The organism is Paraburkholderia sp. 22098, assembly GCF_052045935.1.
Classification (GTDB): Bacteria; Pseudomonadota; Gammaproteobacteria; order Burkholderiales; family Burkholderiaceae; genus Paraburkholderia; species Paraburkholderia caledonica.
This window is the reverse complement of sequence record NZ_JBQEPV010000002.1, coordinates 171,590-190,296: the sequence shown is the minus strand read 5'-3', so window position 1 is coordinate 190,296 and position 18,707 is coordinate 171,590. Positions and strand designations below refer to the sequence as shown.

The following is an 18,707-nucleotide window of genomic DNA, read 5'->3' as shown; positions in this document are numbered from 1 at the left end:
GACGTTCAGTCTACGCCGGTCCACGCGAGCGCGTGGTCGGCGAGCGCTGCGCGCACGGTTTCCATCACGCTGTTCCAATCGCCCAGCGACGGTTGCCTGAAGAGCCTTGCGCGTGGATACCAGGGCGTGTCGCTGCGCTCCAGCATCCAGCGCCAGCAGGTGTCGAAGCGGTTGAGAATCCACACCGGCCTGTTCAGTGCGCCGGCGAGATGCGCGGTGGATGTGTCGACGGAAATCACCAGATCCAGGTTCCCGACGAGCGCTGCGGTGTCGGCGAAATCGTGCAGTTCGCCGGTGTGGTCAACGATATGCGCGGCGCATTCGCCGGCAGTCAATTGTTGCGCCGCCGGTCCCTTCTGCAGACTGAAGAACTGCACGTTGGGCACATCGAGAAGTGGCGCGAAGCGCGCGAATGTGAGCGAACGGCGCGCGTCGTTCTTGCGAAGCTCCGCCACGTGCGGACGGTTCCCACCGGCCCAGACGAGGCCGACCTTGAGGCGGCCTCGTGCGTCGGCGTCGATACGCTCGCCCCATGCGCGCGCCGCAGCGGGCTCGGCAGAAAGATAAGGCGTGGACGACGGAATGCTGCCGGGCGACGTGCCGAGCGCGAGCGGCAAGCTCAACAGCGGACAGTGGCAATCGAACGGCGGCAGCGGTTCGCCCGCTTCGACGATCTGATCTGCGCCGTCGAGCGTGGACATCAGCCGCCGCAATTCAGGCTGCACTTCGAGTATGACCTTCGCGCCGAGCTTCGACACCATTGCCGCATAGCGGCAGAACTGCAGCGTGTCGCCCAGCCCTTGATCGGCGTGCAACAGAATCGTCTTGCCGTCGAGCGAGAAGTCGCCGAGCCAAAGCGGTTGCGCGATGACGCGCCGGCTCGCCTTGATGCGGCTACGCTCCCAGCGCCATTCATACTTCCGCCAGCCCGCTTCGAGCTGCCCCAATTGCAGCAGACACAGCGCTTCGTTCCAGTGGGTCTCGGCGGCTTCGGGATTGAGCGCGAGCGCGCGCTTATAGCTGGCAAGCGCCTGCTCATGCCGGCCCTGATCGATCTGCGTAAGGCCGAGGTTATTCCATGCGTCGACGAAGCCCGGCGCCAGTTCGAGCGCGCGCTGGTAGCTGCGCTCGGCTTCATGCGGCTCGTTCATATCGGAGAGCGCATTGCCGCGATTGCTCCATGCTTCGGCGTAACCCGGTTGCAACGCGAGCGCGCGGTCGCAGCTGGCCAATGCGTCGGCGGGACGGCCCAGATCGCGCAGCACGCACGCGCGGTTGTTCCAGGCCTGCGCGAAATCGGGGGCGAGCGCGATCGCCCGGTCGAAGCTCGCCAGCGCGTCGAGCGGACGATCGAGGCCCGCCTGCGCGTTGCCGCGATTATTGAGCGCGTCGGGAAACTGCGGCTGCAAGGCGAGCGCGCGGTTCGCACTGGCCAACGCCTGATCGAAACGATGCAGCGCGTTTAACGCATACGCCAGGTTGGAATGAACCGCGGCCTGTTTCGGGTTGACCGCGAGCGCCCTCGCGAGCAGATCGACGCCCTCTTCGATGCGGCCGCTTTGCAACGCCAATGCGCCCAGCAGTTGCAGCGCGTCGAAATGGCGAGGCTTGAGCTCGAGAATCTCGCGATAAAGTTCCTGCGCCTCGGCCAACGCGCCGTTCTGTTGAAGCGCGACCGCTTGCCTAAGCATATGGTCCAACTGTTGCGCCAGATTGGCAGGCTTCTTCATGCGATGAATCCGGAAAAAACGCGCGCCGCGCCGCTTTGTCCCAGCGAGGCGGCACGCGTGCAGTGCTTTACTGCGCCGCCGTCAGATGCTTGCGTTTGGCCAGTTCCTGCGCCATCGCGTAATGCTCCTGAATGGTCGGCAGCGCCTTTTTCGCCGCATCCTTCAACTGCGGATCGCGGCCCGAAGCGATTTCGGCCTGGAACGCCGACAATGCCTTCTGCTCGCCGGCGAGCGCAACCTGCTCGATATAAGCCTTGTCGAACTCGGCGCCACGCAGATTGTTGATGCTCGCGAGCACGGCAGTGTCAGGGTCGTTCTTCGGCACGTCGACGCCGCGCGGGCTCGCCGCGCGAAGCGCGTCCGAGATCTTAGCGTTATCGGTCGAGACGCGCTCGGCGAATGCCTTGACGTCGCGGTCCGTGGAACGCGAGTTGGCGATGCGCGCGGCATCGCGTTGAGTGGCGACGGCCCTGGTGCCGTCGGCAATGAACGTCTGGTCGGCAGCATGCAGACGGCCCGCGTCCGGCGCGACGGGGGCCGGCGCCGTCTGGGCGCTGGCGGCCGTGGCGACGGTCAGCAGGCTCGCCATAGTGGCGCTGACGATAGTGGCGAGAGGCAAGCGGATCATACGTTCTCCTTGGATTGAAAGCGAAACGGCAACGGAGCACGGGGCGCCGCGCGGCACCGCCGTCCATCGCGGGAGATTCTAGAAGCGCGCCCCGGCGCGGTGTGATACGACGCTGTGGCTTGTGTAACGGCAGGTAACCTTCACACGAATGACGCCATCTCGTGAATGAGATCAGGTGGCTCACCCAGGGATTGCCAGCAGAAATCCGGCAAAGCGCTGAATTTTTCGGCAAGCGCGCCGATAACAAAAAGTAAGAGGCGCGACGGCATCAATCCATGCAAGCGCGCCACGCACCGCAATCCTGGAGAGATTCGATGGCAGCAGATAACCGCGCGCACGACGAACGCAGCAACCTGACGAGTTCCAACAAATTCGAACTGCTGCTGTATCGGCTGGGCTCCGTCCCCGGCAGTGACGCGCATGAGCTTTACGGCATCAACGTGTTCAAGGTCCGCGAAATTTCGACGATGCCGCCGGTCACGCCGATCGCCGGTTCGTCGCCGTTCGTGATGGGCGCCGTCGACATTCGCGGGCAGATCATTCCCGTGATCGACTTGCCGCGGCTCATGGGCTGCGAGCCCACGCGCGGCCTGAATATCCTGCTCGTCACGGAATTCGCGCGCTCCACCCAGGCGTTCGCGGTCGAGGAAGTGGACGACATCGTGCGACTCGAGTGGAATCAGGTGCTCTCCGCGGAAGGCGCGGCGGGCGGCAACCTGGTGACGAGCATTGCGCGGATCGACGGCAATACGGGCGATTCGCGGCTCGCGCAGGTGATCGACGTCGAGCAGGTGTTGCGCGACGTGTTCCCCTCGCAGCACCCGAGCGTCGACCCGACGTCCGTGGGCGATGCACTCGGCATTCGCCCGGGCGCGAAGATTCTTGCCGCCGACGACTCCGGCTTCGCCCGCAAGCTGATCGAGCAGGCATTGACCGCGATTGGCGCCGAATACGTGATGACCAAGACCGGCGAAGAGGCGTGGCAGACCTTGCAACAAGTCGCCGACGAAGCACAGAGCAACGGCGCGCGCGTCAAGGACAGCATCGCGCTCGTTCTGACCGACCTCGAAATGCCCGAGATGGACGGCTTCATGCTGACTCGCCAGATCAAGGCCGACGAGCGCACCCGCGACATTCCTGTGATCATCCATTCGTCGTTGACCGGCGCGGCCAACGAAGCGCATGTGAAGAACGCCGGCGCGAACGGCTATGTCGCGAAGTTTCAGGCCAGTGAACTCGCGAGCGCGATACGCAGTGCACTGATGTCTGCCACAGAAGCCGCGGCCTGACGAAATCGCTTGAGTGCCGGGCGTTGCCCGGCACACGTCCTATCGGGACGCTTCGAGCGCAACCGAGAAGACCCGCCGGCCAGTGGCGACGCCCATGGTGTTGAGCATCCTGGGCGTATGGAAAGAGTCGAGCTTCGCGCGCTGTTCGGCAGTCCCGATGTCGAGTTGCGCCAGCACTTCGGCAACCACCGCGTACAGCACGCCGACATTGCCGTCCTCGATTTTTACGGCGATGCCGAGTGCGCCTTGTGTGCCTTGTGTGCCTTGTGTGCCTTGTGCACCTTGTGCGCCCGCTTTCGACGTGTGCGCGGCAGTCTGACTCGATGCGCGCACGCCGATCCCATAACTGCCGTCTGCACCGAGCTTGCCGACGAGCGCGCCGCCAAACGCGTTCATCAATATCGTGCAGAAGCGGCCCTCGCCCCCCACCAGTTCCGGATAAGCCGTCATCGCGCGATAGATGCGCGCGAGCGCCGCTGTCCGCGTATTGGGCGCTGCACCGGACGACGAAACCTCGTCCTGCGCCGCGGCCAGTTTTGCAAAGAGCCGTGCGAGACGATCGAGCGGAAAGGCCGGCGTGGGCAGATTGCAACCGTCAGTGGCCCATTGCACGCCGTCGTCCGGCAAGTCGCAAACGTCGGCCACCGTGTGCTTCACGCGGACCTGCAACGGATGCTCTGGCTGTTCGTAACCGTTCAGCGCCGCGCCGATCGAACGCGCGCCGGCCAGCATGCCCGCATGCTTGCCCGAACAATTGCTGCACACGGCACCCGGTTTGAAATCGCGCTTGATCCAGTCGACATATACCGCATCCGACAGCGGCGGATGACTGCCGCAGCGCAGATCGGTTTCGCTCGCCTGCGCTTTGGCGAGCATCTGCCGCGCACGTTCAATATGACGCGGCTCGCTGCTGTGCGAGGCGCACATCAGCGCGAGGTCCGCATCGTCGAAACCGAAGCGCTCGAGCGCGCCCGTTTCCAGCACCGCCAGTGCTTGCGCGGGCTTGGCGGCGGAGCGGGCCAACGTCACGCGCGACGGGTCGCCGAACGAATACAGCAGGCGGCCATTCGAATCGACGACCGCAACATGCGCGCGGTGCGTGTTCTCTACCGAATCGCCGCGATAGACGGTCGCCGCAATCGGCCCGGCCGTGTGCAAAGTCATGCCCGTTCTCCTCGTGATCGCGCAAATCGTTGCGCTGGCAATCAAGCGTTGTGCGCCACGATTCTACGTAACGGGCGCACGGGCATCAATTGCACGCGATCAGTCCGGCATGACACGCTGTCTCAGCGCGAGACGACCGCGCCGCGCTCGCTCACGACTTCGCCGCGCTGAAACACATACGCGAGACGCTCGCCCTGCCCGGTCAGCGTGCCGATATCGTCGAGCGGATTGCCGTCGACCACCAGCACATCCGCCACCGCGCCCGCTTCGATTGCGCCCAGCTTGCCTTCTTGCGCAACGATCTCAGCGGCGATCGTCGTTGCTGAGCGCAGCGCTTCGAGATTGCCGAGCACTTCTGCGCGAATGCGCAGTTCGTCGCTCTGGAACGTGTGCATTTCGCCGAGCAGGTCGGAGCCGAAACCCATCGGCACGCCCGCGTTCGCGTAGATCTGCAGCGAATCGCGTCCTGCTTGCCGCACGGTTTCGACCTTCGCGATCGAATCGGGCGGCAACCCGTAGTCGGCGCCGTGCTTCGCAAGCGCGTCGTAGGTGACGAGCGTCGGCACGACAAACGCGCCATGTTCGCGCATCAGTTTCGCGGCGGCTTCGTCCACCAGATTGCCGTGCTCGATAGTGCGCACGCCGCAGCGAATCGCGCGCGAAATCGCGCGGCCGGTGTATGCATGTGCCATCACATAGGTGTTTGCAGCTTGCGCTTCGGCGACGATCGCGCGGATTTCGTCCTCGGAATACTGCGTGTTGCCGATCGGATCGGTTGGCGATGCCACGCCGCCCGATGCCATGATCTTGATCTGCGTCGCGCCCTTCTGGATTTCTTCGCGGACGGCGAGACGCACGGCATCCACGCCGTCCACTACGCGCGCAATCGCGCCAGCCCGAAAACAGCACGAACACGGCTCCAGCATATCGCCGCGCGGACGGAAATCGCCGTGGCCGCCCGTCTGCGAAAGCGCCTTGCCGGATGGGAAAATGCGCGGCCCCGGAACCAAGCCGTTTTCGAGCGCCTGCGTCAAACCCCAATCCGCGCCGCCCGCATCGCGCACGGTCGTGAAGCCGCGGCCGAGCATCGCCTTCAGGATCGGCAGCGCGCGGATCGCCGTCAGGATGTTGGGCTGCGTTGCGTTCGCACCGAGGTTCGCACGCGAAGCGAGCACATGTACGTGACAATCGATCAGACCGGGCATCACCGTCTTGCCGCGCGCGTCGATCACGCGTGCGTTCGGCAGATCGACGGGACGATCGGTGACTTCGACGATATGGCCGTTCTCGATCACGACATGATGATGTTCGAGCAGAATGCCCTGCTTGAGATCGAGTACATTGCCGCCATTGATTACCGTAATGCTCATGGGAATTGTCCTGACTTGCTGACTTGATGACTTGATGAGAATCCGTGCGGCCGGAAGCGCACCGCACGCGCTGCCCGATTCAGTGCCGCTGCGGATCGCGCACGAAGAACGTGCCCGTCAGGCTGATCGCGGCGGCGATCATCACGTAGAACGCGGGTGCCATGTTGCTGCCTGTCGACGCAATCAGCCACGTAATGAAGAACGGTGCGAAGCCGCCGAAGATCGTCACAGCGAAGTTGTAGGCGACCGACAGTCCCGTGGAGAGCACCTTGGTCGGAAACAGTTCGGAGAACGCCGCGAGAATGGGTCCGGTGTATGCAGCGATCAGCAGACCGAACACGCCTTGAAAAACCATCAGCGAAGCGAGGCCCGGCGCCCGGTTGATGTAGGCGAACATCGGCCAGGCCAGCACGAGAATCAGCACGGCGGCCCCCGACAGGAAACGGCGGCGCCCGTAGCGGTCAGCGAGTTTGCCCACCACCGGAGCAAAACACATGATCATCGAGCCGCCGAACATGCCCGCGAGAAATCCCGTGGATTGCGGCAGATGCAACGTGCGGACCGAATACGTCGGCATGTAGAACAGCAGAACGTAAGTACAAACGGTCCACAGAATCACCATCGAAAAGCTCGCGAAGGTTTCTCGCGGGAAGCGCCGGAACACTTCGGCGAGCGGCGAATCGTCTTTCGCTTCTTCCGCCACTGCGCTGAAGGCGGGCGTTTCGTCCATGCGGCTGCGAATGAAATAGCCGACGGGTCCAATCAGCATGCCGATCAGGAACGGCATTCTCCAACCCCACGAATGAAGCGCTTCGGTGCTCAGACTGCTGGTCACGAAGGTGCCGACCGCTGCGCCCAACAACACCGCAAAGCCGATGCTCGACTGAATCCAGCTCGAATAGTACGCGCGCTTGTTAGCGGGCGCGTACTCGGTGAGAAACGCCGTCGCGCTGCCCATCTCGCCGCCCGCCGAAAACCCTTGCAGCAATCGCGCGATCACGATCAGTACGGGTGCCCACACGCCGATCTGCTGATAAGTCGGCGCAATGCCGATGAGCGCCGTGCCGCCCGCCATCAGCAGAATGGTCAGCGACAGCGCAGCCTTGCGCCCGACCTTGTCCGCATACACGCCGAGCACGATGCCGCCCACCGGACGCATGAAAAAGCCCACGCCGAACGTGGCGACGGCAAGCAGAAGCGAGGTCAGGTCATTGCCGGTCGGAAAGAACAGCTTCGCGATAATGACCGCGAAAAAGCTGTAGACGGTGAAGTCGAACCATTCGAGCCCGTTGCCGAGCACGGTCGCGATAATGGCGTGCCGCCGCTGACGCGCGAGCGTGTCCACCGAGAGCGGTACGTTGGATGAAAGCGTTCCTTGCATGGTCTCTTTCCTCATCTGGCTGCCTGTCAGGCAAAGTGTCGGCAACGCGCCACGCCGTCGTCGCGGCGCTTTTGCATGCATAACGCCGATCGTAGAGAGACCTGAATTGTTTTCGAAACGAAAGATTCGCATGCACGCATGCGTGCAGCGCATGCGAAGCCGTTCAGGCCGCCGCCCTGCCCGTCTGCGCTTCGGCCTGCTCGAAGAGCCACCGCGTGAACACGCGCGCGGCCTGGTTCTGTGAGCGGTCGTTCGGCGACACCACATAGTAGCCGCCGCCGTGACTCGCGGATGCGTGGGTGGCGCGCACCAGCAGCCCTTCTTCGAGACATCGGTCGATCATGTGCCGCCAGCCGAGCACCACGCCCTGACCGAGAATCGCCATTTGCACGAGTTGCGGATAGTGATTCACCATGACAGCCTGCGGCGCAACAGGCATTTGCACGCCGTTGATGCGAAACCATTCCGGCCACGACATCCATTGGCGCTGACCGTCTTCCTGAATCAGCAGCGTTTCCTGAGCAAGATCGGCGGGCTCGAGCACGCGGCCTGCGAGATAGGCGGGCGAACAGACCGGGTACACCTCCTCGTCGAAAATGCGGCGGGCGGTGTAATGCGGCTCGGCATGCTGGCGGATGTAGTAGAGACCCACATCGAATTCGGCGGGCGACATCGACGCGAGTCCGTCGCGCACGATCATTCTGATTTTCACGTTCGGGTAAGCGGCACGAAACGCACCGAGCCGCGGCGTCAGCCACAACACGGCGACGCCCGACGAACACGCGATGGTCAGTTCCTGGTCGCCGTAACGCTTCATCACGTCGAGCGTCGCTTCGGAACAGTTCGCAAGCAACCATTGCACGCGCTTTGCGTAACCCTCGCCGGCGATGGTCAGACGCAATGCGCGATGCTCACGGACGAACAGCGACCGGCCGAGAAATTCCTCGAGTTGCTGGATTTGCCGGCTGACCGCGCTTTGCGTCAGATGCAACTCCGCGGCGGCCTTGGTGAAGCTTGCGTGCCGCACGGCCGATTCGAACGCGACCAGACATTGGAGCGGTGGTAAGGGAGCAATGCGCATGATGAAAGGAGCCGAGTCGCGATCGCACCATGATAGCGGGTGCGGCTCAGGCTCAGATCAGCGTCGGGCACCGTCTATCAAGCGCCAGAAGCAGCTGAAAGGCGCTTGAGTTCCGCTACTTGCGCTTCGAGATCCTTGATGCGCTCGTCACGCTCCTGCAATGCGGCGGCGACGTCCGCAGCCTCGAAACGCTGTGGAATGTGCTGAGGGCAATTGACGTCCCACGCATGCACGCTCATCACGATCACGCGTTCTCCGCGTGCCTTGTAACCTTGCGGCATGAGCTTCGCGAGCAGCGCGGGGTCGTCGTCGATCACACGCGCTTCGCCCCATATCTTGATGCGCCGGCGATGCGCATAGTCCACGAGAAAGAGATGCACTTTCGGGTTGTCGGTCAGATTGCCGGACGTAATGTACTGACGATTGCCGGCGAAGTCGGCGAACGCAATGGTGTGGTCGTCGAGCACGTGCAGGAAACCCGCAGGGCCGCCGCGATGCTGGATATAAGGTTGCCCTTCTGCGCTTGCAGTCGCGAAGAACACGCTGGTCTGCTGCTCGATGAAACGCGCGACGTCAGGCGTCAGCCGGGTTTGCCAGCCGTGCTCTTCTTCCATCCGGGCATACGCGTCGCGCGATCCGTTGCGGCTTTGCAATGCCTTGACGGTGGGCGTGAAAGCAATGTCGCTCGGATAACTGTTCGGTTGCGAGTCGAGGCGTGTCATGAAGCGGCTCCTTTGCGGGTCGTTCCGCAAGTAACACGTCAACCTTAACCGTTAAAGCTTTTCTGGAGAACCCGGCCGGATCGAGAACCGGGTTTCCATCAATTGAGAATAGCGCGCCGCTCAGTTGCTCGGCACCAGTTCTTCTTCGCGTTCGAGCGAACGCGTGTTCCTGAGCTCGGGGAAGAGCTTCATCCACAGCAAGGCGACCGTGATGGTGGCGATGCCGCCTACCAGTACGGCCGTTCGTGCGCCCCACCAGCCGGCCGTCACGCCGGACTCGAATTCGCCCAATTGATTCGACGTCCCAATGAAAAGCGAGTTGACGGCGCTCACGCGTCCGAGCATTTCATCCGGCGTGCGAAGCTGCACGAGCGACAGCCGCACGACCACGCTGATGGTGTCCGACGCGCCGAGCGCCATCAACGCAAGCAGCGAAACAATGAACTGATGCGACAGGCCGAACACGAGTGTCGCGATGCCGAACACGACCACGCCGCCGAACATGGCCGCGCCGGGCCGGTTACGCAGCGGGAAATGTGCAAGCCAGATGGTCCCGGCGAGCGCGCCGATGGCCGTGCCCGAGCGCAACAGTCCGAGCCCGAGCGGCCCCGTATGCAGGAAGTCCCGCGCGAACACCGGCAGCAACGCCGTGGCACCGCCGAACAGTACCGCGAACAGATCGAGCGACAGCGCGCCCAATATGACCGGCTCCTTGCGAATGAACGCGATACCGGAGAACACCGATTCGAGCGTGACAGGCGCGCGGCTTGCCGGCTTCGCGCGTAGCGGAATGCCCCACACGGCCGTCGCGGCGGCAGCGAACGACAGCATGCACGCGAGATAAGCGGCGCCCGGCCCGATGCCGTAAAGCAGACCGCCGAGCGCGGGACCGGCGATCTGCGCGGTCTGGTTCGCCGAAGTGGCCCATGCCGTCGCTTTCGGCAACTGCGGGCGCGGCACGACGCCCGGCAGCAGCGAAGCGACCGCCGGCGACTCGAACGCGCGCGCCGCGCCCACGCATGCGGCCAGCGCATAGATGACCGGCGCGCTGATCCACCCGCCAAAGGTGCCGCACGCGAACAGCAATGCGGCGACGCTTTCGAGACTCTGACAAATCGCCGCGATCCGCCGACGATCGTAGCGGTCCGCAAAATGGCCGACCACGAGCGTGAGCAGGAACATTGGCAGGAATTGCGCGAGACCGACGAGGCCGAGCGCGAACGCGCTGTGCGTCAGCGCATAGATGTGCCACCCCATCGCGACCGCGAGCATCTGGAACGACAGCGACGAAAGAATCCGCGTGCACCAGAAGCGTTGAAACGCCGGTTGCTTCGGCAGGCTGACACTCGAGGTATCGGTGGAGTCGTTGCGATCGTTGGAATCGGCGGGAACGGGAGGCATCGAGGTGGTCGTGTTTGGTTGGGCTGGGCGCGGGCGGCAGCTAGTTTAGAGCAAGCATGCGGGTTCTGCTGACGCGGCGGTTACCGGCGCAACGCTAGCGAGGCCGAGCCAATGCGGCCGCCTCACCGCTCTCCGCCTACCTAAGATTTTCAATGTTTTCATTTGATAACAATTCTCATTTACATTATTCTCTCGCATCATTAATAAAAACTGACGCCGCCGGACACTCCCGACCGCTTTGGTGCGGGCGTGCCGCGTCGTCCGAACCATCCATGCGCTTCGTAAAAACTTCTGCAGTACCCGGCCGCTATCGCCGGTCCGGCATCGGCTTGCCGCTTTCGATGATGATGTACATGGTGACCGCGCCAGCCGCGATGGCCGCCGCTTCCTCCGACGCCGCGAGCGCTCAGCCCGCCGCTTCGACGGAATTGCCGGCGGTCGCCGTGCAAGGCACAGCGCTCGCCGACCCGACCGTCGGCTATCGTCCGCGCACGAGCGAAACGGCGAGCGGCGTCGCGACGAAGATCAGCGACATTCCGCAATCCGTCGCGGTAGTGAGTTCGAGCGTGATGCAGGACCAGCAGGCGCGCACACTCGACGACGTACTGAGTAACGTAAGCGGGATCACGCAGACCAACACGCTTGGCGGCACGCGCGACGCGTTCATCAAACGCGGCTTCGGTTCGAACGACGACGGCTCGATCCTCGTCGACGGCATCCGCTCGCCGAGCTTGCACAACTATCTGGCGACGATCGACCGTGTCGAAGTTCTCAAAGGCCCCGCCTCGCTGCTCTACGGCATTCAGGAGCCGGGCGGCGTCATCAACCTGATCACGCGCAAACCGGAGGACACCTTCCACGGCTCCGTCTCGGCGAATTACACGAGCCATCGCGGCAGCGGTACGGGCTTCGACCTGACCGGGCCCATCGGCCAGCCGGGACAGGTCGCGGGCGGCACGCTCGCCTTTCGCCTGACCGGCGAATACAACACGGCGCGCTACTGGCGCAGCTTCGGACGTCAGCGCGATTCGTTGATCGCACCGTCGCTGTCATGGCACGACGCCAATACATCGATCGACGTGAGCTACCAGTACGTCGATTACACGACGCCCTTCGACCGGGGCACGGTGCTCGTCAACGGCCATCTCGACGATGCACTGCGCTATACGCGCTACGAGGAACCCTGGGCGCAAAGCTCGGGCGAGCAGGAAACGCTGCGGGCGAAGATCGAACATCGCTTCTCGGACGAATGGCGCGTGCGCGCGACTTACGGATGGAGCCGCGACCGCTACGACCAGTACATCACCCGCGCGACGGCGTTCAACAGCAGGACCGGCATCATGAGCCGCACGTCGGATGCGAATCTGCAGCGCAACGACTCTGACGAGATCGCCACCGTGGGCGCGATCGGCAATCTGAATCTCGCTGGCATGCGTCACGAGGTCTATGTGGGCGGCGAATACGAACGGCAGCGCAGCTTTCGCGGCGACACGATTCGCGGCAAGGCAGTGTCCGGCTTCGATCTGTACGAGCCTGTCTATGGAATGCTCGCTGCGGGCGGCACGCCGAGCGCGGCGCAAAGCGATAGCCTGTCGAAAGTGCACACCTACTCGGTCGTCACGCAGGACACCGTTCATCTGACCGACAGGCTGATCGCTGTAGGCGGCGTGCGCTGGGAGAACTGGCAGCAACTATCGGGCGTGGGCCGTCCGTTCGTGATCGCCGATCACTCGCATGGACAGGTTTGGCTGCCGCAATTCGGCCTCGTGTACCGGCTGACGCCGGCACTTTCCGCGTATGCGAACTTCAGCAAGTCGTTCGTGCCGAACGTCGCCACACAAGTGAACGAGCCGCTCGCGCCGGAGCATGGACGCGTGTTCGAAACCGGGCTGAAGTTCGACTCGCACGGTATCACCGGCACGCTCGCGGTGTATCAGATCGACAAGCAGAACGTCGCGGTAACCGTCGGCGATACGACCGAGACAGTGGGCAGCGCGAGGTCGCGCGGTGTCGAACTGGACGTTGCCGGACGGCTCACGCAGCACGTCAGCGTGATCGGCAGCTATGCATATACGAACGCGACGGACCGCGACGACGGCACGCGTCTCGTGAACGCGGCGCGTCATACGGGCAGTCTCTTCGCCGTCTACGACACGATGCTGCCCTACCTGCCGGGACAATGGCGCTTTGGCGGCGGTGCGCGGCTCGTAAGCAAGCGGCCGGGCGATACGGCAAATAGCTTCACGCTGCCGGGCTATGTGGTCGCCGACCTGTTCGCCGCGTACGACACGAAGATCGGCAAGATTCCCACGCATGTGCAACTGAACGTGAAGAACGTGTTCGACAAAACGTACTATCCGTCGAGCAACAGCAATCTGATCATCGCCGTCGGCGAGTCGCGGCTGGTGATGCTCAATACGACGTTTTCGTTCTAAGGCGGCATTCGACGCGATTCGCGAGGTCGCGCAGATCGCGCGCGGACGTCGCACAAAAAGTCAGGGAGCCATCGGCTCCCTGACTTCGTCCCCGCTTGCAGCAGGATCGGCCTAACTGGATCAATGCTTCAACGTCGCAACAGCCACATCAGATAAGGACCGCCCAGAAGCGTCGCAATCACGCCCGCCGGCATCTGTTGCGGGAAGATCATGTTGCGCCCGAGCCAGTCCGACAGCACCATCAGCAAGCCGCCAATGAGCGCCGCGACGAGCATTTGCGAACGCGCGCGCGGAAAGCCGAGCAGCCGCGCGAGATGCGGCGCCATCAGGCCGACGAACGACATCGGGCCGATCACGACCGTTGCTCCCGCCGTGAGGATCGCGGCGACCGCGAGCAGCAGCAGCCGCGCACGCTGTGCGCCGACGCCCAGTGCATCAGCCACATTGGCGCCGAGCGGCAGGATTTCCAGCCAACGCGCGCCGAGATACGCGACGAGTACGGCGGCGACCGTACACACGCCAACGGCGATGGCCGTCGCGGGCACGATGAGATAGGTCGAACCGTACTGCAGCGGACGCAGCAGGTTCGCATAAGCGCCGCCGCTCGCCGTCGCGAGCATGATGACTGCTTGCGCGAACGCGCTGATCGCGATGCCCGCGAGTAACACGTGCTCGGGCGCGAAACCGCTGCGGCGCCCAAGCGTGACGATCGTCAGCAGGCAAATAAGTGCACCGGCCGCCGATCCCGCGAGCAGCACGGGCGTCGACGGCTCCGTCGCGACGACCGCGGCCACCAGCATGCCGAGCATCGCGCCACCGCTGACGCCGAGCAAGTCGGGGCTCGCCATAGGATTGCCGGTTACGCGCTGCAGGATCGTGCCCGCGAGTGCGACCATCACGCCGGCCCCGAGCGAAGCGGTCAGCCGCGGCACGCGCCAGAACCAGACATCGCTCCAATGTTGCGCGTCCGTCCACTGCCAGCCGTGCAGCGTCACCGAAAAACACAGCGAGATGACAACGGTGGCAACGAGCAGCCCGCCAAGCAGCAGCACGGGCACACGCAACGCGCGGCGCGGGGCTGCGCGTTCCGCCGATGCTGGACGCGGCGCCTCGACGTGCAGACGCCGCAGCATCCACAGCAGCAGCGGGCCGCCGCAGAGGGCCACCGCGGCGCCAGTCGGCAGCAATTCGCCAAGCACGCCTGGCAAGCTCTGCACGGCCTGGTCGGCAATTGCGAGCAACAGCGCGCCCACGAGCGGCGCCCACAGCAACTGGTCGCGCAGCCGGCGCGCGCCCATCAGTCGCGCGAGCACCGGACCGCCGAGCCCAATGAAGCCGATCACGCCGACCGCGCTCGCGACGAACGCGCTCAGGATCACCGCGATGGCGAGCGCGACGGGCCGCGTCCATGCGAGCGACATACCGAGCTGGCTCGCGCTGCCGTCGTCGAGAGAAAACAGCGTGAGCGGCCGCACCAGTAGCGCCGCAGCCGCACCGCAGGCGAGCACGCGCGGCAGTAGCCAGACGACACCCGCCCAGCCGTTCTGCACGAGCGAGCCGCCGCCCCAGATGAAAACGGATGTGAGCGAACGCTCGAACACGATAGTTAGGAGGACGGATAGCGCACCGCAATACAGGTTCACGATCATTCCGGCCAGCACGATCGACACGGCGGCGAAGCCTTTGCGCCAGGTCATCGCCATGGTTGCCAGCATTGCGAGTGCGGCGCCGGTCAGCGCAACCGTGAAACGCATGTCGGCGACGAGCGCGGGCGCGACAACCGCGGCGATCGTCAAGGCGAGATAGGCGCCCGCCGACACGCCGAGCGTAAGCGGTTCGGCAAGCGGATTGCGCAATACCTGCTGGAACACCACACCGGCGAGCGACAACGCCGCACCGGCGATCAACGCAATGGCGACGCGCGGCAACCAGCCATAACGCACGACGAGTTGCGGCAGCGTTGCGTCGGCGCCGGACAGCACGACGCCTGGCCATTGCGCGACCGGCAGCCGCGCCGATAGCGTGTGATAAACGAGCCACGCGGCCAGCATCAGCAGCAACGCAGGCAGCCGCCATGCGCGAGGGGCGGCGAAGGCGACGGTCGCCGTCGGGCGATTCATGTAGTGACTCCTTGCAGCGCGTTTGCGAGGCTATCGGCAAAACGCATCGATGCAACGACGCCGCCGAGCGCGGGCAACGGTCCAATGTGCCGCACGCGGTTTTGCCTCACGAACGGCAACGCGCCCCATAGCGGGCTTCGCGCAAGCTGCGCGGCGACGCCGGGCGGCACGCCGATCGTGACGACTTGCGCATCGGTGCGCGTCGCAAGCGCGCCGAGGTCCGCTTCGGTCATGCCTTGCGGATCGGCCATGCCCTGCCACGCATTGTCGATTCCGAGCGCGCCGAGCACACCGCCGAACAGACTGTTCTTGCCGAACACGGTGATATGCCGGTCGTCAATTGGGCGTAGTAGATAGAGCGGGCGTCCGGTCGCGCGGAAGGCCGCGAGACGCGCGGACGCGTCGGCAAGCGCGGCGTCGGCGCGTGCGAACAGCGCATTGGCCGCGGCCTCGCGTCCTAGCGCGCCGGCCAGCTTGCGGGTCGCGGCATGAACCGCCGGATACACGTCGATGCCGGGTCCGAACAATTGCGCCGTCAACGTCGGCGCGATCCGTTCGAGCAACGCACGCAGCGGCGCATGCCATGGCGTGATGACGATATGCTCCGGTTTCAGCGACTCCAGCACCTCGAAATTGGGCTGATACAGCAAGCCCGTGTCGACGACGGAAGACGGCAACGGTGGAACGCCGTCGAGCTTTGCATACCACGTGGGACGCGAAACGCCGGCCGGCACCACGCCGAGCGAGAGCACGACTTCCGTCAGCGGCCAGTCGAGCACCACGACGCGCGGGCTCGAAGCGACAGCGGCACCTGCGACCGCTCGCGCACCTGAACTCGCATCCGGACGCGCGGCCGCCTCGCGGGCGAACGGAGCGCCCGATGCCGCGAGCGCCGCCGCGCCCAAACCCGCGAGCGCGAGGCGCCGCCTGCCGCTAAAGCGCAGACGTTCCGTCATGACAACGCATGCAGTGAGCCGTCGGCGCCACCCTTCGTCATGGCGATCACCATTGATAGCGCGCCGTTCCGAGCACGGTACGGCTCGCGCCCCAGTAGCAAACCGACGCGGTCGTGCAGTACGAGATGTACTCGCGGTCGAACACGTTGTTCAGGTTCAGCGACAGACGCCAGTTCTGGATGTCGTAATGCGCACCCAGGTCGACGAGTACGCGCCCCGGCACCGTGAACGTGTTGGCTGCGTCGCCCGCCGAACTGCTCATATAGCGCACGCCCGAGCCGAGGCCGAAGTTGCGCAGCGGTCCACGGTGGAACGTGTAATCCGCCCACAGCGAAGCGGTGTTACGAGGCGCGATCGTCGGGCGCTTGTTCAGGCTGCTAGCCGTCGTGGTATTCGTCACTTCCTGATTCAGGTACGTGTACGACGCGATCACCTTCACGTCTGCGGTGACGTTCGCGTGCGCTTCCAGTTCGACGCCGCGCGAGCGGATCTGACCGGTCTGTATCGCGCTGCCCAGATGGTTCGGATCGCTTACCGACACGTTGTCCTGCGTGAGAGTGAACGCGGCGACCGAGAAATAGCCGTCGAACCACTTCGGCTGATAACGCACGCCGGCTTCGACCTGCCGGCCCTTGGTCGGCGCGAACGGCGCGCCCGAGTAGGTCGCGCCGAGCACCGGCTGGAACGAACGCGAATAGCTGATGTACGGCGCAATGCCGTTTTCGAACTCGTACGCGAGACCGGCGCGCCAGGTGAACGCGTGATCGTTCGTGTGGTAGGTCGTGCCGGTTCCGGTGGTGAGCAACGTGGTCTGCTGGTTGCCTCCTGTCCAGTCCTCACGAACGCCGAACGTCAGTACCCAGTTGCGCCAGCGCGCCTCGTCCTGCGCATAGACGCCGACCGTGCTCAACGAATAGTCGAGGCGCGTATTCGCTTGCTGTGTCGGCAGCGACGAGAAGTTCGGGTTATACAGATCGACCGTGCCGAGGACGGAATTACCCTCGGTGTCGCCCAGCATCGAGCGCTGATAGTCGAGACCGAACAGCAACGTGTGCTGGACGGCGCCCGTCGTCACCTTGGCCTGCGCGTGCGTGTCGACCTCGAACTGCGTGTAGTGCTCGTTATCGACGTTGCCCCACATCGACACCGTACGCTGATTGCTTCCGAGCGCGCTCGTCACCGACGTCTGGTAATAATGCTGGTCGATGTGCAGATAGCGCAGATTCTGCGACACGCTGAGCTTGTCGTTGATCGCATGGTCGAACTGATAACCGAACCAGTACTGCGTGCGGTGCATGCCGTCGCGATCCGGATCGCCGAAATATTTGTCCGGTCCAAGTTGACCGTTTGGATTACTGAACAATGTCGCGCCTGCCGGAACCGGATTGAACAGTCCACCGTTCGGGTCGCGCTGAAAACTGCCCTGCAGCGTGAACGTGGTGTCGCGGTTCGGGCGGATCGTGACCGACGGCGCGATGGCAAGCCGCTGGTCCTTGATCGCGCTGACTTGCGTCTCGGCGGTGCGGGCGACGCCTGTCAGCCGGTACAGCACGGTGCCATTCTTGTCGACGGGACCGCTAAAATCGAAACCCAACTGATAGTTGTTGTGGTTGCCGATCTGCATCATGAGTTCGTGATACGGCTGCTCCGTCGGCAACTTGCTCACGTAGTTGACGAGACCGCCCGGGCTGCCCTGCCCATAGAGCACTGAGGCCGGACCATGGAGCACGTCGATGCGCTCCATGAAATATGGGTCGATGCGCGGCGTCGCGAAGCGCGGCGACTGGTACAGATGCAAGCCGTCCAGATACGAGTCGAGCGCAAAACCCCGGCCGTAAAGCTGATCGGCACGAATGTCGGTGCCGTCCTGCGAATACACGCCCGGTGTATAGCGCAACGCCTGATCGACGGTCTGCGCGCCCTGATCGTCCATCTGCTGACGCGTTACGACCGACACGCTCTGCGGATTCGTGAGCAACGCCGAATCCGTCTTGGTCCCTGTCATGGAACGTTTGGCCACGTAGCCGACGCCTGGCCCAAGCGGATCCTCAGCAGAACTGCGCACCTGAACCGCGGGCAATTCCTTCGAGGCCTCCGTGCCCGAGGCCGCGGCCGGCGACCCTTGCGCGTGCGCGCCGAACCCGGCAACGCCCAGCATCAGCGCGACGTATATCGGTCGCAGGTGCGGCAAGCCGCGCTCCCGTTTAGAACCGCTTTTCCCTGCCTGCTCTACCTTCATTCTTCTTGTTTCCCCATTCTTGTATCCCCGAGTCAGGGGCGGCGTCCCGCGCCGCTCCTGGTGCCTGACGATTCTCTCAAGACAAGATGTTAATGTAAACAATAATCGTTCGCATTCAATGCGAATAAATCGTCGCGGCGAAGCGACAACGGCGCTCGTCGGAGAGTCCTGCAGGTCGTGCGGCGGACCTT

The 18,707-nt window shown here is 64.0% G+C and carries 13 protein-coding genes; 2 read left to right on the top strand and 11 right to left on the bottom strand.

Going from position 1 to position 18,707, the window contains the following annotated elements; genetic code table 11:
• Positions 1–5: 5 nt before the first annotated feature.
• Both ACTJLB_RS04335 and ACTJLB_RS04330 read right to left on the bottom strand, forming a co-directional pair.
• Positions 6–1,730, bottom strand: a complete 1,725-nt coding sequence (locus ACTJLB_RS04335) for a tetratricopeptide repeat protein (RefSeq protein WP_440782591.1) — start codon at positions 1,728–1,730, stop codon at positions 6–8.
• Positions 1,731–1,797: 67 nt separating this feature from the next.
• Positions 1,798–2,358, bottom strand: a complete 561-nt coding sequence (locus tag ACTJLB_RS04330; RefSeq protein ID WP_440782590.1) for a DUF4142 domain-containing protein — start codon at positions 2,356–2,358, stop codon at positions 1,798–1,800.
• Positions 2,359–2,672: 314 nt separating this feature from the next.
• Between ACTJLB_RS04330 and ACTJLB_RS04325 the strand changes: the two genes are divergently transcribed.
• Positions 2,673–3,647 carry a chemotaxis protein CheV gene (locus ACTJLB_RS04325; protein WP_020069926.1) on the top strand — a complete coding sequence of 325 codons (975 nt, stop codon included), beginning with the start codon at positions 2,673–2,675 and terminating at the stop codon, positions 3,645–3,647.
• Positions 3,648–3,686: 39 nt separating this feature from the next.
• Here the strand turns inward: ACTJLB_RS04325 and ACTJLB_RS04320 are convergent, their stop codons facing one another.
• The 6 genes from ACTJLB_RS04320 to ACTJLB_RS04295 form a co-directional block, all read right to left on the bottom strand.
• Positions 3,687–4,811 (bottom strand): asparaginase, encoded by a 1,125-nt coding sequence (locus tag ACTJLB_RS04320; protein ID WP_440782589.1) that lies wholly within the window; start codon positions 4,809–4,811, stop codon positions 3,687–3,689.
• A gap of 122 nt (positions 4,812–4,933) precedes the next feature.
• Positions 4,934–6,181 (bottom strand): metal-dependent hydrolase family protein, encoded by a 1,248-nt coding sequence (locus ACTJLB_RS04315; protein WP_087753175.1) that lies wholly within the window; start codon positions 6,179–6,181, stop codon positions 4,934–4,936.
• A gap of 79 nt (positions 6,182–6,260) precedes the next feature.
• Positions 6,261–7,562, bottom strand: a complete 1,302-nt coding sequence (locus tag ACTJLB_RS04310; protein WP_425181972.1) for an MFS transporter — start codon at positions 7,560–7,562, stop codon at positions 6,261–6,263.
• 163 nt (positions 7,563–7,725) lie between these two features.
• Positions 7,726–8,643 carry a LysR substrate-binding domain-containing protein gene (locus ACTJLB_RS04305; RefSeq protein ID WP_020069930.1) on the bottom strand — a complete coding sequence of 306 codons (918 nt, stop codon included), beginning with the start codon at positions 8,641–8,643 and terminating at the stop codon, positions 7,726–7,728.
• Positions 8,644–8,720: 77 nt separating this feature from the next.
• Entirely contained in the window at positions 8,721–9,365 is a 645-nt protein-coding gene (locus ACTJLB_RS04300) for a pyridoxamine 5'-phosphate oxidase family protein (protein ID WP_408199652.1), read from the bottom strand.
• A 120-nt stretch (positions 9,366–9,485) separates the two neighbouring features.
• A complete protein-coding gene (locus ACTJLB_RS04295) occupies positions 9,486–10,766 on the bottom strand; it encodes an MFS transporter (protein ID WP_088175089.1) in 1,281 nt (426 codons plus the stop codon).
• A 374-nt stretch (positions 10,767–11,140) separates the two neighbouring features.
• On the opposite strand from ACTJLB_RS04295, the gene ACTJLB_RS04290 reads away from it, so the two are divergent.
• Positions 11,141–13,201 carry a TonB-dependent siderophore receptor gene (locus ACTJLB_RS04290; protein WP_440782832.1) on the top strand — a complete coding sequence of 687 codons (2,061 nt, stop codon included), beginning with the start codon at positions 11,141–11,143 and terminating at the stop codon, positions 13,199–13,201.
• Positions 13,202–13,329: 128 nt separating this feature from the next.
• Here the strand turns inward: ACTJLB_RS04290 and fhuB are convergent, their stop codons facing one another.
• The 3 genes from fhuB to ACTJLB_RS04275 are packed head-to-tail and all read right to left on the bottom strand — an operon-like array spanning position 13,330 to position 18,516.
• Positions 13,330–15,321: a Fe(3+)-hydroxamate ABC transporter permease FhuB gene (gene fhuB, locus ACTJLB_RS04285; protein ID WP_440782588.1), complete on the bottom strand. Its 1,992-nt coding sequence runs from the start codon at positions 15,319–15,321 to the stop codon at positions 13,330–13,332.
• Positions 15,318–16,277 (bottom strand): ABC transporter substrate-binding protein, encoded by a 960-nt coding sequence (locus tag ACTJLB_RS04280; RefSeq protein ID WP_440782587.1) that lies wholly within the window; start codon positions 16,275–16,277, stop codon positions 15,318–15,320. The genes fhuB and ACTJLB_RS04280 overlap by 4 nt, the downstream gene beginning before the upstream one ends.
• Positions 16,278–16,323: 46 nt before the next feature.
• Entirely contained in the window at positions 16,324–18,516 is a 2,193-nt protein-coding gene (locus ACTJLB_RS04275; protein ID WP_204521098.1) for a TonB-dependent siderophore receptor, read from the bottom strand.
• Positions 18,517–18,707 lie beyond the last annotated feature (191 nt).